Genomic DNA, 25,194 nt, shown 5'->3' with positions numbered 1-25,194 from the left:
CGACTCAACTGCGCAGGCCGACGCCGCGCTTGAGCAACCACAGGGCCAGCGAACTCAGCGCCAGCACGAACACCAGCATCAACGCGTAGGCCACCCACAGCGGCACGTCGCTGCTGCCCAGCAGGCCATAGCGGAACGCGTTGACCATGTAGAAGATCGGGTTGGCGTGGGTCATCGCCTCGGCCCACGGCGGCAGCAGCTTGACCGAGTAGAACACGCCGCCCAGGTAGGTCAGCGGGGTCAGGATGAAGGTCGGCACGATCGCCACGTCGTCGAACTTCTTGGCGTAGACCGCGTTGATGAAACCGGCAAGCGAGAAGATCGTCGCGCCCAGCAGCACCGTGCTCAGGGTGACCAGCGGATGCGGCATCCGCACGGGGGTGAAGAAGGTGGCGATTACCAGCACGATGATGCCCACCATCAGGCCCCGCAGCACCGCGCCGGCCACGTAGCCCCACAGGATCACCCAGTTGGGCATCGGGCTGACCAGCAGTTCCTCGATGTGGCGGCCGAACTTGGCGCCGAAGAAGCTGGAGGAAATGTTGCCGTAGCTGTTCTGGATGACGCTCATCATCACCAGGCCCGGCACGATGAACTCCATGTAGCTGTAGCCGCCCATGTCGCGGATCTGCGAGCCGATCAGGCCACCGAAGATCAGGAAGTACAGGGTCATGGTGATGGCCGGCGGCACCAGGGTCTGGCCCCAGATGCGCAGGATGCGCGCGACTTCGCGGCGGACGATGGTGCCGAGGGCGATCAGGTTGGGATTGCTCATGCCGCCTGCTCCTTGCCGTTGCCGGTCATGCGCACGAACAGTTCCTCCAGTCGGTTGCTCTTGGTGCGCATCGAGCGCACCCGGATGCCGGCTTCGTTGAGCACGGCGAAAATCCGGTTCAGGTCCATCGCGCGCGGCATGTCCAGGTCCAGCGTGTGCGGGTCGAGCGCGATCAGGGTGGTGCCCTCGATGACCGGCAGTTGCGCCGGCAACTCTCCGTCGATGTCGAACAGGAAGCCTTCCACGTCCAGTTTCGCGAGCAGGCTGCGCATGGGCCCCTGCTCGACGATGTTGCCGTGGTCGATGATCGCCAGGTTGCGGCAGAGGCTTTCGGCCTCTTCCAGGTAGTGGGTGGTCAGGATGATGGTGGTGCCCGCGGCGTTGATGTCCTTGAGGGTCTTCCACATGCCGCGGCGGATCTCGATGTCCACGCCGGCGGTGGGTTCGTCGAGGATCAGCAGCCTGGGCCGGGTCATCATGGCGCGGGCGATCATCAGGCGCCGCTTCATGCCGCCGGACAGGGTGCGGCTCATCATCTGCGCCTTTTCCCACAGCTGGGCACGCTTGAGCTCCTCTTCCGCCCGCACCAGCGCCTCGGCGCGCGGCACCCCGTAGAAGCCGGCGTAGTTGACCAGGATGTCGATCGGCTTCTCGAACATGTTGAAGTTGATTTCCTGCGGCACCAGGCCGATCAGGCGCAGGGCGTCGTCGCGGTGACGCGACAGGTTGACGCCGAACACCTCGACTTCGCCGCCGCTCTTGTTCACCAGCGAGCTGACGATGCCGATCAGGGTCGACTTGCCGGCGCCGTTGGGGCCGAGCAGGGCGAAGAAGTCGCCGGGCGCGACCTGCAGCGAGACGCCCTTGAGCGCCTGTACGCCGTTGTCGTAAACCTTGCGGAGATCGGAAATGGCGAGCGCGGGCGCGTTCGCGGAAACCACGGGTTGGGACACGTAGGGACCTTGCGGCGCCGGCCTGGGCGCCCGGGGGGACACGAACGCTTATTATAGGCACCCCGCCGGGCCGGCCCCGGCACCACACCGTTCCATCGCCCAGCACCTTGGCCATCGTCCATTTTCCGTTGAAGCTCGTGGGGCGCCGCATGCTGGCCCCCAGCGTCGGCCACTATGTCTTCGTCCGCGACGACGGCCAGCCCCTGGATTTCATCCCGGGCCAGTTCATCCAGGTGCATTTCAGCTACGCCGACGGCACCCCGGCCAAGCGCAGCTACTCGCTGGCGACCATTCACGACCACCGGCTGGGGCCGGGCGAGGCGGTGGAGATCGCGGTCAGCTACGTGCCCGGCGGCGCGGCCACGGCCCTGTTCGAGGGCCTGCCCGAGGGTGGCCATGTCGATGCCAGCGGGCCCTACGGCCGCTTCTGCCTGATGCCCAACGACCGCAACCGCCGCTACCTGCTGATCGCCACCGGCACCGGGGTGACCCCCTACCGGGCGATGCTGCCGCAGTTGGCCGAGCAGATCGCCGGGCGCGACATCGAGGTGGTGCTGCTGTTCGGCGCGCGTACCCCGGCCGAACTGCTGTACGGCGACGATTTCCGCGCCTTCGCCGACCAGCACCCGCAATTCCGCTTCGTGCCCTGCTTCTCCCGCGAGCTGCCGGACCATCCGCATCCGGATGTGCGCCAGGGCTACGTGCAGCAGCACCTGGCCGAGTTCGCGCCCAGTGCCGATACCGACATCGCCTATCTGTGTGGCAATCCGGACATGGTGGATGCCTGCTTCGAGGCGCTGAAGGCCGCCGGCCTGTCCATCCCGCAGATCCGGCGGGAAAAATACGTCAGCAGCAAATAGCGCCCCCCGCCTCCGACGGATCCGCATCGCAGCCGTCCCGAAGCCCCCGGCGGACCCCGTTGACGACGGGGTGCCGGTCCCTGGCGCGCGTCGCCAGGGACCCGGCAAAAAAATCACCGCACTTTGGTCACATCCGGCGCGGGGCACCGTCATGGCATCCTGAAACGCATCGCAACCAGGACGAATGCCCATGCGACACCACCGCAAGACCCTGCTGGCCTGTGCCGGCCTGCTCGCGCTCACCGCCTGCAGCAACAACGCTCCCGCGCCCGACAAGGCCGCCACCGGCCGCCACTACGGCCGCATCGGCTTCCAGCCCTGCACGCTGGCCGAACCCGGCGCTGGCGGCAACGTCGAGGCGCAGTGCGCGACCTTCGAGGTGCCGGAGAACCGGCAGGCCCCGCAGGGCCGCAAGATCGCGCTCAACCTCGCCTGGCTGCCAGCCACCGACGAGGGCGCTGCCCTCGAGGATCCGGTGTTCTTCCTGGCCGGTGGTCCCGGCCAGGCCGCGACCCAGCACGCGGTGATGGTCGACGCGGCCCTGCGCGAGGTACGCAAGCAGCGCCACGTGGTGCTGGTGGACCAGCGCGGCACCGGCCGCTCCAATCCGCTGGAATGCAGCGATTCCGAGGAAGGCACATCGGTCGCCGACATGGACTCGCTGGACGAAGCGGCATTGCAGGCCGTTTCGCGCCAGTGCGTGGACGCGCTGTCCAAGCACGCCGATCTGCGCTTCTACACCACCACCGAGGCCATCCATGATCTGGACGCCGTGCGCGCCGCCATCGGCGCCGCGCAGATCAACCTGATCGGCGTGTCCTACGGCACCCGCGTGGCCCAGCAGTACGCCGGCACCTATCCGCAACACACCCGCGCGATCGTGCTCGACGGCGTCGCACCGAACAGCCTGGTGGTCGGCGGCGAGTTCGCCCGCCGCTTCGATGACGCGCTGGCCCTGCAATCCAAGGCCTGCGCGGCCGACGCGGCCTGCCGCGCACGCTATCCGACCGATCTGCGCACCCGCCTGCTGGCGCTCAAGCAGCGCCTGGCCACCGCGCCGGTGGAGGTGACCTACCGGGATCCGTCCAGCGGCCAGGAAAAGCAGGACAAGCTGTCCGCGTCGACGGTGACCGGCCTGACCCATGCGTTCTCCTACATGCCGGCGACCACCTCGCTGCTGCCGCTGGTGCTGGACGAAGCCGATCAGGGCCGCTACGGACCGCTGATGTCGCTGGCGAAGTTCATGGACGGCCAGGTGTCCGGACAGATGGCGCGCGGCATGCAGCTGTCGGTGATCTGCGCCGAGGATGCCGATCGCTACCGGCCGGATCCGGCCGACGCCGACACGGTGATGGGCGATGACCTGGCGCGCCTGTTCTTCAGCCCCTGCCCGGTCTGGCCGAAGGGCGAACGTCCGGCCGGTTTCAACCAGCCGCTGGTGTCGAAGGTGCCTGCGCTGCTGATGTCCGGCGAGCAGGATCCGGTCACGCCGCCGAGCTATGGCGAGGCCGTGCTCAAGGGCCTGGCCAACGGCCGCCACCTGGTCCTGCGCGGCCAGGGCCACAACGTGATCGGCCAGGGCTGCATGCCCAAGCTGGTGAGCCAGTTCATCGAATCGGCGGACGCGAAGGCGCTGGACGCCAAGTGCCTGGACGCGATCGACGGTACGCCCGCCTTCACCAGCTTCAATGGATGGGAGCCGTGATGGACGCCGTGATGGATTTCTGCATCCCCTTCCCAACCACCGGCGCGATTCCAGGAGAGATTCAATGATCGTGGCACAGGATCTGCACAAGAGCTTCAAGACCAAGACCGGTCTGGTCAACGCGGTGGACGCGGTCAGCTTCCAGGCCCGCGACGGCGAGATCACCGGCCTGCTCGGCCCCAATGGCGCCGGCAAGACCACCACCATGCGCATGCTGTACACGCTGATGTCCCCGGATCGCGGCAGCGTACTGGTCGACGGCGTCGATGCCGCGCGCGACCCGGTCATGGTGCGCCGTGCGCTGGGCGTGCTGCCGGACGCGCGCGGCGTGTACAAGCGCCTGACCGCACGCGAGAACATCGCCTACTTCGGCGAACTGCACGGCCTGTCGCGCGAGGTCATCGCCGAGCGCACCCGCAAGCTGTCGCAGGCGCTGGACATGGACGACATCCTGGATCGCCAGACCGAGGGGTTCTCGCAGGGCCAGCGCACCAAGACCGCCATTGCGCGCGCGCTGGTGCATGACCCGAAGAACGTCATCCTCGACGAGCCGACCAATGGCCTGGACGTGATGACCACGCGCGCGATGCGCGGCTTCCTGCGCCAGCTGCGCGAGGAAGGCCGCTGCGTGATCTTCTCCAGCCACATCATGCAGGAGGTCGCCGCGCTGTGTGATCGCATCGTGGTCATCGCCAAGGGCCGCGTGGTCGCCGCCGGCACCGCCGACGAGCTGCGCCAGCAGGTCGGCGAGGACAACCTGGAAGACGCCTTCGTCAAAGTGATCGGGTCCGAGGAGGGACTGCACGCATGAGCCTGTTCGGTACCGTCTTCACCGTGATGCGCAAGGAACTCAGGGATCTGTCGCGCGATCGCCGCACGCTCGCCCTGGCGCTGTTCCTCGGCCCGCTGCTGTACCCGGCGCTGATGCTGGGCATGGGTTCGCTGGCCGAGAAGCGCGCCCGCACCCAGATCGACAAGGACCTGGACATCCCCGTGGTCGGCAAGGAAAACGCGCCCAATCTGGTGGCGTTCCTGGCCAGCTACGGCCTCAAGGCGGTGGACCCGCCCAAGGATCTGTCCGCCGCCATCCGCAACCAGGACATCGACGTCGCCCTGCGCATCAGCCCCGACTACGCCAACGACTGGCGCGCCGGCAAGCCGGCGCTGGTGGAGATCATCAAGGACAGCACCCGCCGCGACGCCGAGATTCCCAGCCGTCGGCTGGAAACCACCCTGGCGATCTACAGCCAGCAGGCCGGTGCGCTGCGGCTGATGGCGCGTGGACTGGATGCCTCGGTGGCCAAGCCGGTGAACATCGGCGCGCAGGATCTGGCGACACCGGAAGCCAAGCGCGGCGTGCTGCTGTCGGTGCTGCTGCCCTATCTGCTGATCCTGACCTCGTTCATCGGTGGCGCCTACCTGATCCTCGACGCCACCGCCGGCGAACGCGAACGGCAATCGCTGGAACCGTTGCTGGCCACGCCGGCCTCGCGCGGCGCGGTGGTCAGCGGCAAGATCGCGGCGGCCTGCGTGATCGGCATGGGCACGCTGGTCCTGACCCTGCTGGCGTTCCGCATCAGCGCGCAGATTTCCTCCGGCGTCGGCCGCCAGTTGAACGTGTCGTTCCCGGCGATGGCGCAGATGCTGCTGGTGCTGCTGCCGATGCTGTTCATCGGCACCTCGCTGCTGACCTGGCTGGCGGCCAGCGCCAAGAGCATGAAGGAAGCACAGAGCCACATGACCTGGCTGCTGCTGCTGCCGATGGTGCCGACCTTCGCGCTGATGGCCAGTCCCGTGAAGAGCCAGCTGTGGCAGTTCGCGGTGCCGTTCCTGGCGCAGAACCAGCTGATCCTCAAGGTCATCCGCAACGAGGCCATCAGCCCGCAGATCTGGGGCATCTACCTGGCCTGCGCGTTCGGCCTGGCCGCACTGCTGTGGTTCGCCGCGGTGCGTCGCTACCACCAGGAGCGCCTGGCGATTTCCGGTTGATACGCGGACACCGGCGCGAAAAAAGGGGGGCGGAATTTCCGCCCCCTTTTCTTTTGCCAGGTGTTTTCTTCGCTTGCCGCGCCGGATCAACCGCCCGGATTGAAGCCGATGGTGCGGCGGGTGGTGACCGGTTCGCTGACCGGCTGGAACTTCCAGCGCTTGGCCGCGTTGACTGCTTCGCGATCGAACACCCGTGCCGGGGTGGCGCGCACCACCCGCGCGGAGGTGACCGAACCGTCGGTGCCGACGGTGAACTCGACCAGCACTTCGCCGGCCGTGCCCGCGCGCAGCGCTTCGGGCGGATAGCGCGGGGCCGGCGTGCTGATCGGGCGCAGCTGGTTGCTGGCGGCCGGAGTCGCGGCCGTGCTGGCCGGAGCCGAAGCGGGCGTGGACGGTGCCTGCGCCGCGGCGGCGCGCGCGGCCGCTTCGCGTTGCTCGGCCTCGCGGCGGGCGGCGGCCTGGCGCTCGGCTTCCTGTCGCGCCGCTTCCTGCTGCTGCACCAGCTGCTGCGCCGCGGCCGCTTCGGTCGCGCGCTGCTGTTCGGCCTGCTGCGCCAGACGCTGCTGTTCCTTCAGCCGGTTTTCCTCGGCGGCCTTGGTCTTCGCCTCGGTGTCCTGGGCGCGCTGGGCCACCGCTTCCTGTGCGGCGGCGATGCTCTGCTTCAGGCGCGGCAGCGCCGGGGCCTTGGGATCGGCCTTCTCGATGATCGCCGACAGGCGCTGGGCCTCGGTGAACTCCTCGCGCGCGATGCTCTGCTCGGCGGCGATCAGCGTGTACGGCATCAGGTCGGTCAGGGCGCTGGTCACGCCGGGATCGCTGGGCAGCTTGTCGCGCAGCGCCAGGTAGTACTCCATGGCGTTGTTGCCGCCGGGCGCATAGATGCGGTTCTCGCGCAGCGCGTTGGTGGCCGCGTCGCGGAGCTGGTCCACGTTCATGGCCTGGACTTCCGCCGAGACCGCCGGTGGTGGTGGCGCAGCCTGGCCGGCGGCGGCGGCCTGGTCGGCGGCGGGCGCCGTGGCCGGTTCATCCTTGGAGCATGCGGCGATGGCCAGTACCAATAGCAGAGGTACCACCAAGCGCGGCTTGGCGTAGTGCAGGTTCGACAGCATCGGTTGTTTCCCCCAGAAACACGAAAAGTGACTCAACGGACCCCGCGTGCCCCAGCACACGGGATCACACCCCGTCTGTCAATCTTGTCACCTTATTTGCCGATGCAGAAGGTGGAAAAGATGTATCCGAGCATCTCGTCGGCGGAAATCCTGCCGGTAATCTCGCCCAACGCGTCATGCGCGAGCCGGAGCTCCTCGGCCGCCAACTCCAACATTTCGTGATTCAGTTCACTGTTTGCGCGTTCCACGTGGCCGTCTGCGCGGCGCAGCGCGTCGACATGGCGGGCCCGGGCGCTGAACTCGCCTTCGCTGCCCTCCCCCGCGCCTTGGCCGGCGAGTTCGCGCAGGCGGGCGTGCAGCGCCGGCAGCCCATGGCCGGTGGCGGCCGATACGGCGACCACCTCGGGGTCCGTGTCCTGCGGCGGCGCCGGAAGCAAATCGATCTTGTTGTGGATCCACAGGCGCCGGGGCACATCGGCGATGACGTCGGCGACCGCCGCCGTCCCGGCCTGCACGTCCCGCGCGTCCACCACGATCAGGGCCAGATCGGCCCGCTGGAGTTCGGCGCGCGCCCGGCGCATGCCTTCGCGCTCGATCGCATCGCCCCCCTCGCGCAGGCCGGCGGTATCGACCAGGTGCAATTCGAGCCCGTCCAGGCGGATGGTCTCGTGCAGGGTGTCGCGGGTGGTGCCGGCCACGTCGGTGACGATGGCGCGATCGCTGCCGGCCAGCGCGTTGAGCAGCGAACTCTTGCCGGCATTGGGCGGGCCGACGATCACCGTGTGCAGGCCATCGCGCAACTTGCGCCCACGTTCGGCGTCGGCGAGCAGCCGCCGCAACTCCACCTGCGCCGTCTGCAGGCCCGCGCGGACTTCGCCACCGCCGAGCGTTTCGATGGACTCGTCGGCGAAATCGATCGCCGCCTCGACATGCACGCGCAGGCGCAGCAGGGCGGCGGCGATCGCCTCCACGCGGCGCGAGAACACGCCATCCAGTGAACGCCGCGCGGCCCGCGCGGCGCGCGTATCCGATGCGGCGATCAGATCGGCGACCGCTTCGGCCTGGGCCAGATCCAGCTTGCCGTTGTGGAACGCGCGTTCACTGAATTCGCCCGGGCGGGCGCGCCGCGCGCCCAGCGCGCAGGCGCGGTCCACCAGCGCATGCAACACCACCGGACTGCCGTGGGCCTGCAGTTCGGCTACGTCCTCGCCGGTGAAGCTGGCCGGGGCGGGGAACGCCAGCGCGATGCCATCATCCAGGGTGCCGCCTTCGCCGTCATCGAAGCGGACGTAACGCGCGCACCGCGGTTGCAGCGTGCGATGGCACATCGCGGTGGCGATCGCCAGCGCGCGCGGCCCGGACAGGCGCACGATGCCGACTCCGCCCGCACCGGGCGCGGTGGCGATCGCGGCGATGGTGTCCTGCGGCGACGTCGGGTTCATTGCAGTTGCCTGATCTGTTCGCGCACGGCGTCGGCCGAAGCGCCGGTCGGCTGCAGTTCGAGATAGGTCCGGTAAGCCTGCTGCGCCTTGGCGCTATCGCCGAGATGGCGGTAGGCGTCGCCGAGATTGAGATACGCGACCGCGCGCGAGGGATCGATGCGCACGGTGTTCTCCAGCCAGCGCGCCGCCTGCGCGAACTTGTCCTGGCGGTAGTAGACGAAGCCCAGGTTGTTGGCGGCCAGGGCGAAATCCGGGCGCAGCTTCAACGCTTCGGCGAAGGCTTCCTCCGCCTCGGCGTAGCGCTTTTCCTTGTACAGCTGAAGTCCGCGATCATTGGCCTGCTGCGCCTTCTGGCGCTCGGACACACGACCGGCGGCGACCGGCAGGACGACCTGGCGCAGGTCGCCCTGCAGATCCCGGATCGCCACGCCCGCCGCGCCCGCCTCGGGCGTGGATGCCTCGACCTTGCCGTTGAGCGCGATGGCCTCGGTCGACAGTTGCTGCGTGCCGGCGGTCAGGAACTCGTTGCCGACCGGCACCTCGAACACGAATTCGCCGCCCTGCGAGCCGGGCAGCGATCCGAACGCCGGCGTCTGCGGCGAGATGCCCGACACCGCGGGCGCGACATAGGCCGCCAGTTCGGTGCCGGTGATGAGGCCGTCGCCGTTGAGGTCACCCTTGCCCGACAGGGCCTGCAGCAGCACCCAGGTGAACACCGAATGGCCGTTGGGCCCGCTGTCGGCGACCTGCTGGTCGGCACCGCCGGCGGTCAGCATCTGCCGCGCGGTCCGGCGCGCGTTCTCGCGCAGGTAGGCGCTGGCGCCGTTGCCGCCGCGGGTCAGGCCCAGGCCGCTGTAGCAGGCGTCCATTACGAACATCACATGCTTGGCTTCCAGGCTCTCGGCGATGTTCTGGATATCGGTCATGGCGATGGCGTCGCTGGCGAACTGCGCCGGGTCCGAATCGACCGGGATGATGTAGCCCAGCTCGCGCCCCGAGGCCAGCCGGCGGGTGGCCCCGTGTCCGGCGAAGAATACGAACACGCGATCGTTCTTGCCGAGTCCGCCATGGCCCAGGCGGTCGTGGAACGCCGCCAGGATGTTGTTGCGGGTGGCTTCCTTGTCCTTGAGCACGATGACCTGCGAGGACGGAAATCCGAACTGGCCGGTCAGGGTGTCGGCGATCGCCTGGGCGTCGTTGCCGGCATAGCGCAGCTTCGGCCAGCGCGCATAGTCGTCGATGCCGATGACGATCGCCCAGGAGCGCGCGTAGCCGGTGGTGACCGCGGCCTCCTGGCGGCGTGCGGCGCGGGCGACGCTGAAATCGCGGCCATTCCAGGCGGCGAACTGGTAGCCCTCGGCCGACAGGCGATCCAGGATTTGCGGCAGCGCCTTGACCGTGCGTTCGTGGATGTCATGGAACAGGACGATGCCGCGCTGCTCTTTCTGCACCTGTTCGAGCACGCGCTGGACGATCGATTCGGGCACCGGGTCGGCCCAGTCCAGCGAGTCGATGTTCCACATCACCGAACGCAGTTTCGCCTCGCCGAGGATGCGCATGCCCTCGGCGTTGCGGGCCCCGTACGGGAAACGAAACAGCGGCGCGCGGCGCGCGTCGATGTCGCGCAGCAGGGTGTCGGTATCGAGGATCTGGCTGCGCAGCGCATCGCCGGTCTGCTTGGACAGCTGCGCATGGGTGAGGCTGTGGTTGCCGACCGTGTAGCCCTGGGCGATCAGTTCGCGGGTCACGCCGGCCAGTGGGCCGAGCGCCGCCTGCCCCTTGTCGTCGAGCCTGCCCAGGTTGCGGCCGACCTGGAAGAAGGTCGCCGGCACGTCGTAGCGCTTGAGGATCGCGATGACTTCCTCGGTATAGGCGCGGTGCGGGCCGTCGTCGAAACTCAGCACCACCGTCCTGGCCGGCAGGTCACGGCCGAACACCTCGCGGTCATCGTCGGCCATCGACATCGGATAAGGCGTGATCACCCCGTACTCGCGCAGCAGCACGTCGCGGTCGTAGCGCTTGCGCAGGCTGGCCACGTAGTCGTCCCACTTCTCGCGCTTGAGCGCGATCGCGCGGGTGGCGTCGAAGCGGCTGAAGATGCGGGTGATCTCGCGGTTGTAGTTGCGCTCGATTTCCTCCAGCGCGTCCAGGTCCTCGCCGATGCGCTGGTGCAGCTTGATCGCCGGCAGCGAGGAATCCTTGCCGACCAGCGTTTGAAGATCGCGCAGGATCTCGCGGAACGCCAGCCGGTCGGCGTCATGCAGGTCGGGGGCGGATTCGATGTAATCCAGCCGGCCTCCGATGGCGGCGAAGCGTTCCGGCTCGGGTCGCGCCAGCAGGGCCGCGAACAGGCCGCGCAGGCGATCGGCGCGTTCCAGGTTGTCGTGGAACAGGCCCTGGCCGATCACACTGGCGCTGGCGCGCGCGGCCGGCGGCAAGTTCGCTTCGTCGTCCAGCAGGACGATGATCCGGCGATGGTTCTCCAGTTGCGCCTTCAACTCGCTGTCAATCGCTCGGGTGTCCAGCCCGGGGACATCGCGCGCCTTTGCGGTCGCCTGCGATTCCCCGCCCCCCGTCGTGGCCTTGCCGCGATCACCGCAGGCGACCAGCGTGGCAGCGGCCACCAGCATCAGGGACAGGGAAAGCAAGCGACGGATTGGCATTGCGGTACGGGCCCGGACCTGCGGCGGGAGAGGCCGCGCATGTTACCGCGACCATGAAAAACCCGCCTTGCGGCGGGTTTTTCGAGGTGACTTGCCGAACTTGCCGGCTTACTTCTTGGCGGTGGCCGGGGTGGTGGCCGGTTCGCCGTGCCGCTTGGTCATCCACCACTGCTGCAGCAGGCCCAGCGCGCCATTGGTGACCCAGTACAGGACCAGACCGGACGGGAAGAAGGCCATCATCACGCCGAACACCAGCGGCATGAACTGCATCATCTTCTGCTGCATCGGATCCATGCCCGGCGCCGGCGTCAGCTTCTGGGTCAGCCACATCACCAGCATGTTGAGGATCGGCAGGATGAAGAAGGGATCCTGCGCGGTCAGATCCTGGATCCAGGCGAACCACGGCGCCTGGCGCAGTTCCACCGACTCCACCAGCACCCAGTACAGCGACAGGAAGATCGGCATCTGCACCAGGATCGGCAGGCAGCCGCCCATCGGATTGATCTTCTCCTTCTTGTACAGCTCCATCATGGCGACCTGGAACTTCTGCTTGTCGTCGCCGTAGCGTTCCTTCAGCTGCTGGATGCGCGGCTGGAACTTGCGCATCTTGGCGAAGCTCTTGTACTGCGCCGCCGACAACGGGTACAGCGCCAGCTTCACCAGCACGACCAGGCCGATGATCGACCAGCCCCAGTTGCCCAGCAGCGCGTGCAGGTGCGCCAGGATCCAGAACAGGCCCTGGCCGATCAGATCGAAAATCTGGAACTGGCTGTAGTCGACCGCACGATGCAGGCCCGGCACGTTCTCGGCCTTGATCTTGTTGACCAGCTTGGGACCGACCCACAGGCGCGCGGTGGTCGCGACGGTCTGGCCCGGCGCGACGTTCAGCGGATCGGCCATGTCGCGGATCAGCGGACGCGGACCGGTGGCGTACTTCGGCTCGTCCAGCGAGATGGTGGTGTGGTCGGCGGCCTGCGGGATCCAGGCGGTGAAGAAGTGGTGCTGGAGCATCGCGATCCAGCCACCGGTGCCGCGCCAGTCCACGCGGCCATCGGCCACGTAATCCTCGTCGAACTTGCGGCGCTGGTAGCCGCCGTCATACCAGGTCGCGCCGCTGAAACTGAAGGATTCCGGGTTGGTCATGCCGCGCTTGACCAGCGGCGGGTTGCGGGTCAACTGGCGATAGATCGCGCCCTGCCACGGCGTGCCGCCGGCATTGACCACCTCGTCGCGCACCTGCACGGCGTATTCGCCGCGCTTGAGCGTGTAGGTGCGACGAATGCTGACGCCATCCGGGCCACGCCAGATGAAGGGCGCGGAGATCTCGTTGCCACCGGCCGCAAGCGCGAACGCGGTGCCGGCTTCGGGCACGAAGCCCTTCTCGTGGTTCGGGGCGGCGCGGGTGGATCCGGCCGGCACCCAGCCGCTCTCGGCGACGTAGTAATGCGCGGGGTCCTGGTTGAACAGCTTGACCGCCGGGCTGCCGGGGCGCTTGTCCTGCGGGTAGTGCAGCAGTTCAGACTCCAGCACGCTGCCGCCGTCCAGCACCAGCTTCAGCACATCGCTGCTGATCGTCACCCGCTGGCCGGTCGAAGGCGTGGCCGGGGCGGTCACCGCCGGCGTGGCCGCGGGCGCCTGCGGCACCGTGCTGCCCGGTTGCGCGGTGGGCGCGGAGGTGGGGACGGTGCTGCCCTGGTTCGCGGCGGCGGTCGCCGCCAACGGCGCCGGGGCGGCGGCGGGCGCATTGAACTTGCCCCACTCCATCCACAACAGGATCGCCACCATCAGCCAGGCGAAAATCAGGAAAACACGGGTCTGGTTCATCGGACAGGCAATCTCAACCGGCGTCGGGTTCCGGTGTCGTGGAGGGAGAAGAGGGGGAATTCAAGGCCGCCGGCATTGTGCCTACCGCCGGAGTCGGCGGCAATGCGCCGGCGCGGACGAGCACGCGGACGAAGGTATCCCGCAACAGCGGATTGCTGGCCGTCCTGGCCGGCGGCCGCGCGACCACGACGTAGTCGCCGCCAGGCAGGTGCGGACGCAGGCTGCGGAACTGCTCGCGCAACTGGCGCTTGATGCGGTTGCGACCGACCGCGCGGGTATCGACCTTGCGGGAAACGGCCATGCCCAGCCGGGCCGGATGATCACCGGCCAGCCAATGCAGGCTCAACAGCGGGTCCGCGCAGCGACGCGACTTCTCGAAGACGCGGGCATACTCGGCGCCCGTGCGGACCCGGGCATGACGTGGAAACGCTGCGCTCATGACAGCAAGAAGCCCGCACCGTTCAGTGCGGGCTCCTGGCAAGGGCATCGCATGATTGATGTCTTGGCCGCGAGCTGCGGCAAAGCCATCAGGCGGTGAGGCGCTTGCGGCCCTTCGCGCGGCGACGCGACAGGATCTTGCGACCGTCGGCGGTCTTCATGCGGGCACGGAAACCGTGGTCGCGCTTGCGCTTGAGATTGCTGGGTTGGTAAGTGCGCTTGGTGGCCATGGGGCCCTCGTGCGAGGTTGCGGATGGAAAGAACCGGAAATTCTATAGGTATCCGCCGGTTACGGTCAACACCGGTGAAGAAGATCGAAATGGGCCGCGCAAGGCCGCGCTTCGCCAGGGATCACCGACCGTCCATTCATCCACATCTTATGCACAGGAGCCATTGGCGCGGCCGGGTGGCGGTGGTAGTCTGGCCGACCCCTTCTTTACAGCCTTCCGGCCGCGCTGGCGCGTGGCGCGACGGCGTGTTTTCCACACCTTATCAAGAACGAGTTGTTTCACGCGATGGATGCCTGGCCCCGCTGCCTCGAACGCCTGGAAGCCGAATTTCCGGCAGAGGATGTACACACCTGGTTGAAGCCGCTGCAGGCCGAACAGCGCAGCGATGCGGTGGTCCTGTATGCGCCCAACGCCTTCATCGTGGAACAGGTCCGCGAACGCTATCTGGACCGGATCCGGGAGCTGCTGGACTATTTCGCCGGCCATGCCGAGGTCTCGCTGGAAATCGGCTCGCGCGCCCGTGCGCCGGAACCGGCCCGACCCGCCATTCCGGGGGGCCCGGCGGCTCCTGCCGCCTCCGAGCCCTACGCCGGCAACCTGGACACCCACTACACCTTCGACAACTTCGTCGAGGGCCGCAGCAACCAGCTGGGTCGCGCGGCGGCCTGGCAGGCGGCGCAGAAGCCGGGTGATCGCGCCCACAACCCGCTGCTGCTGTACGGCGGCACCGGCCTGGGCAAGACCCACTTGATGTTCGCCGCCGGCAACGAGATGCGCCGGCAGAATCCGAACGCGCGGGTGCTCTACCTGCGTTCGGAACAGTTCTTCAGCGCGATGACCAAGGCGCTGATCGAAAAGTCGATGGATCAGTTCAAGCGCCGCTTCCAGCAGGTCGACGCGCTGCTGATCGACGACATCCAGTTCTTCGCCGGCAAGGACCGCACCCAGGAAGAGTTCTTCCACACCTTCAATGCGCTGTTCGACAGCCGCCAGCAGATCATCCTCACCTGTGATCGCTATCCGCGCGAAGTGGAAGGCCTGGAGCCGCGATTGAAATCGCGCTTGGCCTGGGGCCTGTCGGTGGCGATTGAACCGCCGGATTTCGAGACCCGCGCGGCCATCGTGCTGTCCAAGGCGCGCGATCGCGGCGCCGAGATTCCCGATGAGGTGGCGTTCCTGCTGGCCAAGAAGATGCGCAGCAACGTGCGCGATCTGGAAGGCGCGCTCAACACGCTGGCCGCCCGCGCCAACTTCACCGGTCGCGCCATCACCCCGGAGTTCGCCCAGGAAACCCTGCGCGATCTGCTGCGCGCACAGCAGCAGGCCATCAGCATCCCCAACATCCAGAAGACCGTGGCCGACTACTACGGCCTGCAGATCAAGGACCTGCTGTCCAAGCGCCGCACCCGCTCGCTGGCGCGCCCGCGCCAGGTGGCGATGGCGCTGGCCAAGGAGCTGACCGAGCACAGCCTGCCGGAGATCGGCGACGCATTCGCCGGCCGCGATCACACCACCGTGCTGCACGCCTGCCGACAGATCCGGAACCTGATGGAGACCGATGGCAAACTCCGCGAGGATTGGGATAAGTTGATCCGTAAACTCAGTGAGTAAGCGGCCTGTTCCCTTGTGGACAAACTGTGGCTGGATTTTCCGCCAGATTTTATCCACAGGTTTCAGGGCCCCTTCCGAGGGGCTTGTCCACGGGGTTGGATCTATCGGAAAATCGTTGAGATTCAAATGTTTGTGATGGTTCTTCACTGATTTCGGCGAAACCATCACCACCAGTTTTTAAGATCTTTCACTTCTTTTTAGAAGCACAAGGCACAAGGGGCACCCACCGACATGCGTTTCAGCCTTCAGCGCGAAGCATTCCTCAAGCCGTTGGCCCAGGTGGTCAACGTGGTCGAACGGCGGCAGACCCTGCCGGTCCTGGCGAACTTCCTGGTGCAGGTGCAGAACGGCCAGCTGTCGCTGACCGGCACCGATCTGGAAGTGGAAATGATCGCGCGCAGCGCGGTCGAAGACGCCCAGGACGGTGAAACCACGATCCCCGCGCGAAAGCTGTTCGAGATCGTCCGCGCCCTGCCCGACGGCAGCAAGGTCACGGTCAGCCAGTCGGCCGACAAGGTCACCGTGCAGGCCGGGCGCAGCCGTTTCACCCTGGCCACGCTGCCGGCCAACGATTTCCCGTCGGTGGATGAAGTCGAGGCGACCGAGCGGGTGGACGTGCCGGAAGCGACGCTGAAGGAGCTGATCGAACGCACGGCGTTCGCGATGGCGCAGCAGGACGTGCGCTATTACCTCAACGGCCTGCTGTTCGATCTGGCCGACCGCACTCTGCGCTGCGTGGCCACAGACGGTCACCGGCTGGCGCTGTGCGAGGCCACGTTGGAAGGCGCGCCGCTGTCCAAGCGCCAGATCATCGTGCCGCGCAAGGGCGTGACCGAACTGCAGCGACTGCTGGAAGGCGGCGACCGGGCGCTGGAACTGGAAGTCGGCCGCAGCCACATCCGGGTCAAGCGTGACGATGTGACGTTCACTTCCAAGCTGATCGATGGCCGCTTCCCGGACTACGCCGCGGTCATTCCGATTGGCGCGGATCGCGAAGTGCTGCTGGATCGCGAGGTACTGCGTGCCGCCCTGCAGCGCGCGGCGATCCTGTCCAACGAGAAATACCGCGGCGTGCGGGTGGAAGTGTCCCCCGGTCAGCTGCGCATCAGTGCACACAACCCGGAGCAGGAAGAAGCCCAGGAAGAAATCGAGGCCGACACCAAGGTTGACGGCCTGGCCATCGGTTTCAACGTCAATTACCTGTTGGACGCCCTCAGCGCCCTGCGCGACGAACAGGTCGTGATCCAGCTGCGGGATGCCAATTCCTCCGCACTGGTGCGCGAAGCGAGCAGTGAAAAGTCCCGCCACGTGGTCATGCCGCTGCGTCTCTGACATTCGGTTTCACGTGGAACACGAATTTCGCCCGGCTTGATGCCGGGCGTTTTCGTTTTGGGGACCGGAAAATCCGGAGGCATTCCGGGAATCACGCCATCGCTGCGAGGGCCTTCTTGCTGGAAGCGTTCGCTCCCCAGGCCACGCGCGGGCCTGAACACGCAAAGGACGCGATTGGGAAACCTCGTCATCGACTGCGGAATGGACGATCTCGTGGCGGAAGTGGCTTTCTGAAGCCCCGCGCTGGCTGTCCGCTCCCCGGGATGCTCCTCAGGGAAAGGACCGCTTCATCCCCAGTCGCAGACCACGTCAGGCGAGGTCCAGGCGATTCTCCAGCGGGCCCAGCATGCGCCACGGATGCATCTGGACCTGGAGAGGGACTCGATACCCGCCGAAATCGGGCGGCTCGAACGGGGCGGCGCCACCCTGGTCAGCCGTCAGGCGGGCTGGTGGTCATGCAGGCACCGGGCGGCCATTGTTCTGCCTGGGGCAAGCCCTGCCGTACCAGTTTCGAAGAGGAGGCCAACCGCTGGATCTGAGTGGAACCGCGCGCGACGTCGCCCCCACCTGTTCGGAGCCGTATCCGGGGCGCCGATCCCGGTAAGATCCCGGCATGCTCCCCCGCTCGCTTCCGCCGGTTCCGGTGGCTTTCCGACGTCCGCCCGCAGACCGCCCCCGTTCGACCGGAGCGTCTCAGCCATGCGTGTGACCCGCTTGACCGTGGCCGGCCTGCGCCGTTTCGACCAGGCCAGCCTGCAGCCCGCGGCCGGCTTGAACCTGATCACCGGAGACAATGGCGCCGGCAAGACCAGTCTGCTGGAGGCCTTGCACCTGATGGCCTATGGCCGCAGCTTCCGGGGCCGGGTGCGGGATGGACTGGTCCGCACCGGCGCGGAGGCGGTGGAGGTCTTCGTCGAATGGGAAGAAGCCGCATCGCCCCGCCCCCGTCGTGCAGGCCTGCGCCACAGCGGCCAGGCCTGGACCGGCCGGCTGGACGGCGAGACGGTGGCCCAGTTGGGAGAACTCTGTGCCGCCTTGGCGGTCGTCAGCTTCGAACCGGGCAGCCATGCGTTGGTGACCGGAGGCGGTGAACCTCGCCGCCGCTTCATCGACTGGGGTCTGTTTCACGTGGAACAGGAATTTCTCGGTCTGTGGCGGCGCTATGCCCGCGCGCTCAAGCAGCGCAATGCGCTGCTCAAGTCCGGAATCGGCGGAGCCCAGCTGGATGCATGGGATCACGAGCTGGCCGAATCCGGCGAGCCACTGACCCAGCGGCGGCTCCAGTACCTGGAGCAGTTGCAGCTACGCCTGGGCAGGATGGCGGGTGAGCTGGTGCCGGGACTCGGCCGTGCCAGCCTCGAATTCCAGCCGGGCTGGCGGCGGCATGAGCTGTCCCTGGCGGATGCGTTGCTGCTGGCCAGGGACCGCGATCGCGCCGCCGGCCATACCTCGGTGGGGCCCCATCGTGCCGACTGGCGGGTGGACTATGCCGCCTGCCCCGCCCGGGAAGCGCTGTCCCGTGGCCAGGCCAAGCTCACCGCGCTGGCCTGCCTGCTGACCCAGGCCGAGGATTACGCGGACCGCCGCGGCGAATGGCCAGTAATCGCCCTGGATGACCTGGCCTCGGAGCTGGATCGTGGCCACCAGCGACGGGTGCTCGAACGCCTGCTGGGCAGTGGCGCCCAGGTGTTCATCACCGGCACCGAATTCCCGCCCGCGTTGCAGGAAATGGGCGTGTCGCCAACCCGGTTCCACGTGGAACACGGTCAACTGTCTCCTGTCTGACAGCCGTGGCATGCCGGGGCCGGGTGCCCCGGGATGCTATAATTTCGCTTCGTATCCCTATAGCTGCGTGCCTGCCCGGCGTTCCCCGGTCCGGCACCAGCGGCTATGCAGCCGACCACGAAGCGAATGACCGACGAAACGATTCCTGCACCGAACGGCAATTACGACTCCAGCAAAATCACCGTCCTCCGTGGCCTGGAAGCGGTACGCAAGCGCCCCGGCATGTACATCGGCGACGTGCACGACGGCACCGGCCTGCATCACATGGTGTTCGAAGTCGTCGATAACTCGATCGACGAAGCCCTGGCGGGCCATGCCGACGACGTGATCGTGAAGATCCACGAGGACGGCTCGGTTTCGGTGTCGGACAACGGCCGCGGCATTCCGGTCGATATCCACAAGGAAGAGGGCGTTTCGGCGGCCGAAGTCATCATGACCGTGCTGCACGCCGGCGGTAAGTTCGACGACAACAGCTACAAGGTTTCCGGCGGCCTGCACGGCGTCGGCGTGTCGGTGGTCAATGCACTGTCGAACAAGCTCACGCTCGACATCTGGCGCGACGGCTTCCACCACGAGCAGGAATACCACCTCGGCGAACCGGTGTATCCGCTGAAACAGCTGGAGGCCTCGACCAAGCGCGGCACGTTGACGCGTTTCTGGCCGTCGGCGGAAATCTTCACCGACGTGGAGTTCCACTACGACATCCTGGCCCGTCGCCTGCGCGAACTGTCGTTCCTCAACTCGGGCGTGAAGATCACCCTGATCGACGAGCGCGGCGAAGGCCGCCAGGACGTGTTCCAGTACGAAGGCGGCATCCGCAGCTTCGTCGAGCACCTGGCCCAGCTGAAGACGCCGCTGCACCCGAACGTCATCTCGGTGACCGGCGAAACCAACGGCATCACCGTGGACGTGGCCCTGCAGTGGACCGACGCCTACCAGGAAACGATGTTCTGTTTCACCAACAACATCCCGCAGAAGGATGGCGGCACCCACCTCGCGGGTTTCCGCGCGGCGCTGACCCGCACCCTGAGCAACTACATCGAACAGAACGGCATTGCCAAGCAGGCCAAGGTCAACCTGTCCGGCGACGACATGCGCGAAGGCATGATCGCGGTACTGTCGGTGAAGGTGCCGGATCCCAGCTTCTCCTCGCAAACCAAGGAGAAACTGGTCAGTTCCGACGTGAAGCCGGCTGTTGAGGCCGCGTTCGGTGCACGTTTGGAGGAGTTCCTCCAGGAACACCCCAACGAGGCCCGTGCCATCGCGGAAAAGGTGGTCGACGCCGCCCGTGCCCGCGAAGCCGCCCGCAAGGCCCGCGAGCTCACCCGCCGCAAGGGCGCGCTGGACATCGCCGGCCTGCCCGGCAAGCTCGCCGACTGCCAGGAGAAGGATCCGGCGCTGTCGGAACTGTTCATCGTCGAGGGTGACTCCGCCGGCGGCTCCGCCAAGCAGGGCCGCAACCGCAAGAACCAGGCGGTGCTGCCGCTGCGCGGCAAGATCCTCAACGTGGAACGCGCGCGTTTCGATCGCATGCTGTCCTCGGCCGAGGTCGGCACCCTGATCACCGCGCTCGGCACCGGCATCGGCAAGGACGAGTACAACCCGGACAAGCTGCGCTACCACCGCATCATCATCATGACCGACGCCGACGTGGACGGATCCCACATCCGCACGCTGCTGCTGACGTTCTTCTACCGGCAGATGCCGGAACTGATCGAGCGCGGCCACGTCTACATCGGCCTGCCGCCGCTGTACAAGCTCAAGCAGGGCAAGCAGGAGCTGTACCTGAAGGACGATGCGGCGTTGAACGTCTACCTCGCCAACAGCGCGGTCGAAGGCGCTTCCCTGATTCCGGCCAACGCCGAACCGCCGATTCCGAGCGAAGCGCTGGAAAAGCTGTTGCTGGCCTACGCCAACGCGCGCGAGGCGATCGCGCGCAACGCGCACCGTTTCGATCCGCAGTTGCTGGAAGCACTGATCGACGCGGCGCCGCTGGACGCGGCGTTCGTCGCGCGCAACCAGGAACAACGCGCCGAGCTGGATGCGCTGGAAGCCAAGCTCAACCGTGGCGGCCTCGGCAGCCCGCGTTACTCGCTGCAATTGCAGGCCGCCAACGAACAGCGCCCGGCCGCGCTGTTGTCCACCCGCCGCCACATGGGCGAGGAACTGACCCAGGTGTTGCCGCTGTCGGTGTTCGAAAGCGGCGAGCTGCGTGCGTTGCGTGAATCGGCGGATCTGCTGCATGGCCTGGTCCGCGAAGGCGCCAGCGTCGTGCGTGGCAACAAGACCCAGGCCATCGAGAGCTTCGCGGAAGTGCAGGCGTGGTTGCTCGACGAGGCGAAGAAGGGCCGCAGCATCCAGCGCTTCAAGGGCCTGGGTGAAATGAATCCGGAACAGCTGTGGGACACCACGGTCAATCCGGATACGCGCCGGCTGCTGCAGGTCCGCATCGAGGATGCGGTCGCCGCGGATCAGATCTTCAGCACGCTGATGGGCGATGTGGTGGAACCGCGCCGCGATTTCATCGAAGCCAACGCGCTGAAGGTCGCCAACCTCGACGTCTGATCCATGCAGGTCGCGCCGGAGGCCGGACCCCCGCCAGTGCCGCCCATGCGATTGCGTTCGGCGCTGGCCGGTTTTGGCATCGATACCGCGCTCGCCTTCGCCATCACCTTCGCGCTGATGATGGGGGCGGGTATCGTCTGGGGCATCGGACATGCCATCCAGCTGGCGGCAAGCGGTGCGGAAGAGGCCGAGATACTGGCGGGACTGGCGCAACCGGGCGCGCTCGCGCAGATCCTGATCGCGCTGTTCTCGATGGGCAGCGCCGCGCTGCTGCTGTATTTCTGGCGACGACCGGCCAGTGCGCTGGAACGTCAACACTCGCAAGTGGCTGCGCGCAGGATGGGCACCTGGGTCGCGGTAGCGGGCGTGGCGCTGCTGACATTCCTGTCCAGCAGCGTCGCCACCTGGTTGGGCGAGCGCATGGGCACCCCGCCGAATCCCAGCAACCTTGCTCCCATCCAGGAACTGACCAGCACCACGCCGGTTTTCACGGTGGTGTTCGCGGTCCTGCTGGCGCCGCTGTACGAGGAACTTCTGTTCCGCCGGGTACTGTTCGGCGGCCTCTGGCAGGCAGGTTATCCGCTGCTGGGCATGCTGCTCAGTGGCCTGGTCTTTGCCCTCGCCCACGAGGCGCCCGGGCTCAACGGCAACACCGCGGGGGCCACCGCCCTGCTGCTGGCGGTGTACACCGGCATGGGCGTCGCTTTCGCCTGGCTGTACCGCCGCACCGGTACCCTGTGGGCGCCGATTGCGGCCCATGCGCTGAACAACGCCCTGGCGCTGGGCGTGCTGCAGCTGGCCGGGGGCTGACGGCGGCGTCCGGTTGACGGAATGTTAAGACGGTCTTGCCGACACTAAACGCGATTCCGTGCTGGAGAGCGCCGTCATGAAACCCTGGTTGCTTGCCGCCGCCGTCGCGGCGCTGCTGGTCGCCTGCGCCACCACCACCTCGCCCACCGGACGCACCCAGGTGGTCGGCGGCATTTCGCAGCAGCAACTGGACCAGTTGGGCGCGCAGGCCTTCGCCGAAACCAAGGCCAAGGAGCCCGCCAACCGCGATGCGAAGCAGAACGCCTACGTCACCTGCGTGGTCAACGCCCTGGTGCGCCAGCTGCCGCCCCAGCAGCGCGCCGTCGCCTGGGAAACCGCGGTGTTCGTGGACAAGGAACCCAACGCGTTCGCCCTGCCCGGCGGCAAGGTGGGCGTGAACACCGGCATTTTCACGGTGGCCAGGAACCAGGATCAGCTGGCCGCGGTGCTGGGCCATGAAATCGGCCATGTCATCAGCCGCCATCACGAGGAGCGTATCACCCGCCAGATGGGCACCCAGACCGGACTGAGCATCCTGGGCGCGCTGGCCGGCGCCAAGTACGGCCAGACCGGCATGGATGCGGTCAGCCAGTTCGGCAGCCTCGGGGCCCAGGGCCTGATCCTGCTGCCCAATTCTCGAACCCAGGAGAGCGAGGCGGACGTGGTCGGCCAGCGCCTGATGGCCCAGGCCGGTTTCGACCCGCGCCAGGCGGTCAACCTGTGGGAAAACATGATGGCCGCAGGCGGCGGCCGTCCGCCACAATGGCTGTCCACCCACCCCGACCCGACCAACCGGATCCGCGAACTCCAGCGCGATGCTCCTGCCCTGGTGCCCACCTACGAGGCCGCCCGCAAGGCGGGAAACACCCCTCGCTGCGGCTGAGATCGCCCCCGTATTGCTGCCATGCAGCAACAAAAACCTTACCTGTTTCACTGGAGTTTCTGATAGCTTTTCCGGCCCCGGAAGGATCCGACCGCCCCCCAACAGACTTCTGCCGTTCGCTTCGAGGTGACCCCCATGCTGCATCGCAAGTCCAAACACGCCCTGCTGTCCCTTGCCATCATCGGCCTGCTTGGCGCCGGGGTCGCCGCCGATGCCGTGGCCCAGATGAACCGCGATGACAGTTCGATGCGCCGGCAGAAGAAGGAAAAGGTCGAGATCAAGTATCCCGAGGCGACCCGCCAGGAGCCGAAGGAAAAAGCGTCGGCCAAGATGCAGAACCAGCTCAACAAGCTGTTCAAGGCCTACGACAAGGAAAACAACGAAGACGAGACGATGACGCTCGCCAACGAGATCATCGCCAGTGACAAGGCCAACGCCTACGACAAGTCGGTCGCCGCGCAGATCGGTTCGCAGGCCGCCTATGGCAAGGACGATTCCAAGCTGGCCAAGGAGTATGCAAACAAGGTCCTGGAGTTCAACGGACTGGACAACAACAACCATTACCAGACGATGTTCTTCCTGGCCCAGCTGCAGATGCAGGATGACCAGTACACCGAAGCGCTGGCGACGATGGACAAGTTCTTCGCCGAGACCAAGTCGCAGAAGCCGGAGGAATTGATCGTCAAGGGCAACGTCCTGTACCGCGCCGAGCGCTACGCCGATGCGATTCCGTTCCTGAAGCAGGCCATCGAAGCCTCGCCGGAACCGAAGAACGAGTGGATGCAGTTGCTCATGGCCAGCTACGCCGAGGCCGGCCAGAATGATGCCGCCGTCAAGCTGGCCGAACAGATCGCCACCAAGAACCCGGCCGACAAGAAGGCGCAAATGAACCTTGCCTCGGTCTACCTGCAGGCCGACAAGACCGACCAGGCCGCCGGCGTGCTGGAGAAGCTGCGCGCTTCCGGCCAGCTCACCGATGATCGCGAGTACCGCCAGCTGTACAGCATGTACGCCAACATGGACGGCCGTGAGAAGGACGTCATCTCGGTGATCAACGAGGGCCTGCAGAAGGGCATCCTGAAGGACGACTACCAGGCCCAGCTGGCCTTGGCCCAGTCCTACTACTACTCCGAGCAGATCCCGCAGGCCATCGAGGCCTGGAAAAAGGCCGCGCCGCAGTCGCCCAATGGCGAAACCTACCTGAACCTGGCGCGCGTCCTGTGGCAGGAAGACCGGATTCCGGAGGCCAAGCAGGCCGCCAAGTCCGCGTTGGACAAGGGGCTGAAGAAGCCCGAGGACGCCAAGAAGATCTTGGCCCTGCCCTAACGGGAAACCAATATTCGGACGGCCAGAAACATCGAAAAAACGATGGTTTTGGCACCACGGAATGGTATAAGCTGGGAGTTCCCCCTGCCAAAAGTCAGGTGGGGGGAACCTAATACGACGCGGACGTTCCGACGTCCCGCACCAACCTTGAGTTCATTGGCGCATGGCTGAACAACTGGTCATCAATCGGTACCGGGAAGAAGAAGAGGACAAGGGCCTCAACTGGCCCCGTATCATCGGCATAGCCTTCGTGATCGCGTTGCACGCGGCCGCGCTGCTGCTGCTGCTCATTCCTGCGGTCGCCCCGCCGGCGGAGAAGGAAGAAACGCAACGGACCTCCGTGGTGATCGTTGACGCTCCGCCACCGCCGCCACCGCCGCCGCCGCCGCCGCCCAAGCAGGACACGCCGCCGCCGCCGGTCAAGAACCTGGCGCCGCCGAAGCAGACGCCGCTGCCGCCGCCGCCCGAAGCGCCGCCGGTCGAAGTGTCCGACCCGCGCCCGACCGACGTCTACCAGCCGCCGGCTCCGCCCGCACCGCCGGCCCCGGTCGCCGACATCGGCGCCAGCGTGGACATCTCGTCCAAGAACATGAACCCGCCGCGTTACCCGCCGTCGGCCGCCCGCGCCGGCATCGAAGGCACGGTCATCCTGATCATCGACGTGGACGCCAGCGGTAACGTCACCAACGTCTCCGTCGAGAAGTCCAGCCGCAACCGCGATCTGGATCGCGCCGCGATGGAAGCCGCCCGCAAGTGGCGTTTCAATCCATCCGTGGTCAACGGCCAGAAGGCCGCCGGTCGCGTCCGCGTTCCGGTCGACTTCAAGATGGGTGGCTGACGCCACCCCTCCGAGTTACCCCATCCGTTTCGTCACCCGCAACACCCTCAATCAAC

Annotated in this window: 20 protein-coding genes and 1 pseudogene; 13 read left to right on the top strand and 8 right to left on the bottom strand. The window is 66.8% G+C overall.

Annotated elements, in window-relative coordinates; genetic code table 11:
* Positions 1–4: 4 nt before the first annotated feature.
* Together AC3DE2_RS09820 and AC3DE2_RS09815 are read right to left on the bottom strand one after the other, a co-directional pair.
* Positions 5–775, bottom strand: a complete 771-nt coding sequence (locus tag AC3DE2_RS09820; RefSeq protein WP_295379216.1) for an ABC transporter permease — start codon at positions 773–775, stop codon at positions 5–7.
* Positions 772–1,716, bottom strand: a complete 945-nt coding sequence (locus tag AC3DE2_RS09815) for an ABC transporter ATP-binding protein (RefSeq protein WP_488426148.1) — start codon at positions 1,714–1,716, stop codon at positions 772–774. Before AC3DE2_RS09815 ends, AC3DE2_RS09820 begins: the two co-directional genes overlap by 4 nt.
* Positions 1,717–1,778: 62 nt before the next feature.
* On the opposite strand from AC3DE2_RS09815, the gene AC3DE2_RS09810 reads away from it, so the two are divergent.
* The 4 genes from AC3DE2_RS09810 (at position 1,779) to AC3DE2_RS09795 (ending at position 6,282) form a co-directional block, all read left to right on the top strand.
* Entirely contained in the window at positions 1,779–2,588 is an 810-nt protein-coding gene (locus AC3DE2_RS09810) for a ferredoxin--NADP reductase (RefSeq protein ID WP_488426147.1), read from the top strand.
* Positions 2,589–2,778: 190 nt separating this feature from the next.
* Positions 2,779–4,293, top strand: coding sequence for an alpha/beta fold hydrolase (locus tag AC3DE2_RS09805; RefSeq protein WP_488426030.1), 1,515 nt, complete (start codon positions 2,779–2,781; stop codon positions 4,291–4,293).
* Between the two features lie 64 nt (positions 4,294–4,357).
* The gene (locus AC3DE2_RS09800; protein WP_295376674.1) at positions 4,358–5,104 is read left to right on the top strand and encodes an ABC transporter ATP-binding protein; all 747 of its coding nucleotides are present in this window, start codon (positions 4,358–4,360) and stop codon (positions 5,102–5,104) included.
* Positions 5,101–6,282: an ABC transporter permease gene (locus AC3DE2_RS09795; RefSeq protein ID WP_488426029.1), complete on the top strand. Its 1,182-nt coding sequence runs from the start codon at positions 5,101–5,103 to the stop codon at positions 6,280–6,282. The genes AC3DE2_RS09800 and AC3DE2_RS09795 overlap by 4 nt, the downstream gene beginning before the upstream one ends.
* Positions 6,283–6,368: 86 nt before the next feature.
* On the opposite strand, the gene AC3DE2_RS09790 is transcribed toward AC3DE2_RS09795, so the two are convergent.
* The 6 genes from AC3DE2_RS09790 to rpmH form a co-directional block, all read right to left on the bottom strand.
* On the bottom strand, positions 6,369–7,391 hold the full coding sequence (locus AC3DE2_RS09790) for an energy transducer TonB (RefSeq protein WP_295376678.1): 1,023 nt from the start codon (positions 7,389–7,391) through the stop codon (positions 6,369–6,371).
* Positions 7,392–7,483: 92 nt separating this feature from the next.
* Positions 7,484–8,833 (bottom strand): tRNA uridine-5-carboxymethylaminomethyl(34) synthesis GTPase MnmE, encoded by a 1,350-nt coding sequence (gene mnmE / locus AC3DE2_RS09785; protein WP_295376680.1) that lies wholly within the window; start codon positions 8,831–8,833, stop codon positions 7,484–7,486.
* Complete coding sequence (locus AC3DE2_RS09780; protein ID WP_488426028.1) at positions 8,830–11,496, bottom strand: polysaccharide deacetylase family protein; 2,667 nt, start codon at positions 11,494–11,496, stop codon at positions 8,830–8,832. The genes mnmE and AC3DE2_RS09780 overlap by 4 nt, the downstream gene beginning before the upstream one ends.
* 108 nt (positions 11,497–11,604) lie before the next feature.
* Positions 11,605–13,320, bottom strand: a complete 1,716-nt coding sequence (yidC, locus tag AC3DE2_RS09775) for a membrane protein insertase YidC (RefSeq protein ID WP_295376685.1) — start codon at positions 13,318–13,320, stop codon at positions 11,605–11,607.
* Positions 13,321–13,333: 13 nt separating this feature from the next.
* Positions 13,334–13,759 carry a ribonuclease P protein component gene (rnpA, locus tag AC3DE2_RS09770; RefSeq protein WP_295376688.1) on the bottom strand — a complete coding sequence of 142 codons (426 nt, stop codon included), beginning with the start codon at positions 13,757–13,759 and terminating at the stop codon, positions 13,334–13,336.
* An 88-nt stretch (positions 13,760–13,847) separates the two neighbouring features.
* Positions 13,848–13,988: a 50S ribosomal protein L34 gene (rpmH, locus tag AC3DE2_RS09765; protein ID WP_097123437.1), complete on the bottom strand. Its 141-nt coding sequence runs from the start codon at positions 13,986–13,988 to the stop codon at positions 13,848–13,850.
* Positions 13,989–14,273: 285 nt separating this feature from the next.
* Between rpmH and dnaA the strand changes: the two genes are divergently transcribed.
* The 9 genes and pseudogenes from dnaA (at position 14,274) to AC3DE2_RS09720 (ending at position 25,138) form a co-directional block, all read left to right on the top strand.
* The gene (gene dnaA, locus AC3DE2_RS09760) at positions 14,274–15,599 is read left to right on the top strand and encodes a chromosomal replication initiator protein DnaA (protein ID WP_295376693.1); all 1,326 of its coding nucleotides are present in this window, start codon (positions 14,274–14,276) and stop codon (positions 15,597–15,599) included.
* 231 nt (positions 15,600–15,830) lie between these two features.
* Positions 15,831–16,931, top strand: a complete 1,101-nt coding sequence (dnaN, locus tag AC3DE2_RS09755) for a DNA polymerase III subunit beta (protein WP_295376695.1) — start codon at positions 15,831–15,833, stop codon at positions 16,929–16,931.
* Positions 16,932–17,174: 243 nt separating this feature from the next.
* Positions 17,175–17,372 (top strand): annotated as a pseudogene (locus AC3DE2_RS09750) (VOC family protein); the annotation flags it as partial.
* Between the two features lie 258 nt (positions 17,373–17,630).
* Positions 17,631–18,716, top strand: a complete 1,086-nt coding sequence (gene recF, locus AC3DE2_RS09745; protein WP_488426027.1) for a DNA replication/repair protein RecF — start codon at positions 17,631–17,633, stop codon at positions 18,714–18,716.
* 126 nt (positions 18,717–18,842) lie between these two features.
* A complete protein-coding gene (gyrB, locus tag AC3DE2_RS09740; protein WP_295376699.1) occupies positions 18,843–21,281 on the top strand; it encodes a DNA topoisomerase (ATP-hydrolyzing) subunit B in 2,439 nt (812 codons plus the stop codon).
* Between the two features lie 45 nt (positions 21,282–21,326).
* Positions 21,327–22,091 (top strand): CPBP family intramembrane glutamic endopeptidase, encoded by a 765-nt coding sequence (locus AC3DE2_RS09735; RefSeq protein WP_295376701.1) that lies wholly within the window; start codon positions 21,327–21,329, stop codon positions 22,089–22,091.
* Positions 22,092–22,167: 76 nt separating this feature from the next.
* Complete coding sequence (locus AC3DE2_RS09730) at positions 22,168–22,974, top strand: M48 family metallopeptidase (protein WP_295376702.1); 807 nt, start codon at positions 22,168–22,170, stop codon at positions 22,972–22,974.
* A gap of 135 nt (positions 22,975–23,109) precedes the next feature.
* Positions 23,110–24,300: a tetratricopeptide repeat protein gene (locus tag AC3DE2_RS09725; RefSeq protein ID WP_295376704.1), complete on the top strand. Its 1,191-nt coding sequence runs from the start codon at positions 23,110–23,112 to the stop codon at positions 24,298–24,300.
* Positions 24,301–24,463: 163 nt separating this feature from the next.
* Entirely contained in the window at positions 24,464–25,138 is a 675-nt protein-coding gene (locus AC3DE2_RS09720; protein WP_488426026.1) for an energy transducer TonB, read from the top strand.
* Positions 25,139–25,194: the final 56 nt, after the last annotated feature.

Source organism: Pseudoxanthomonas sp. 68-E7, assembly GCF_057773145.1.
This window is presented reverse-complemented; position numbering and strand designations above follow the sequence as displayed.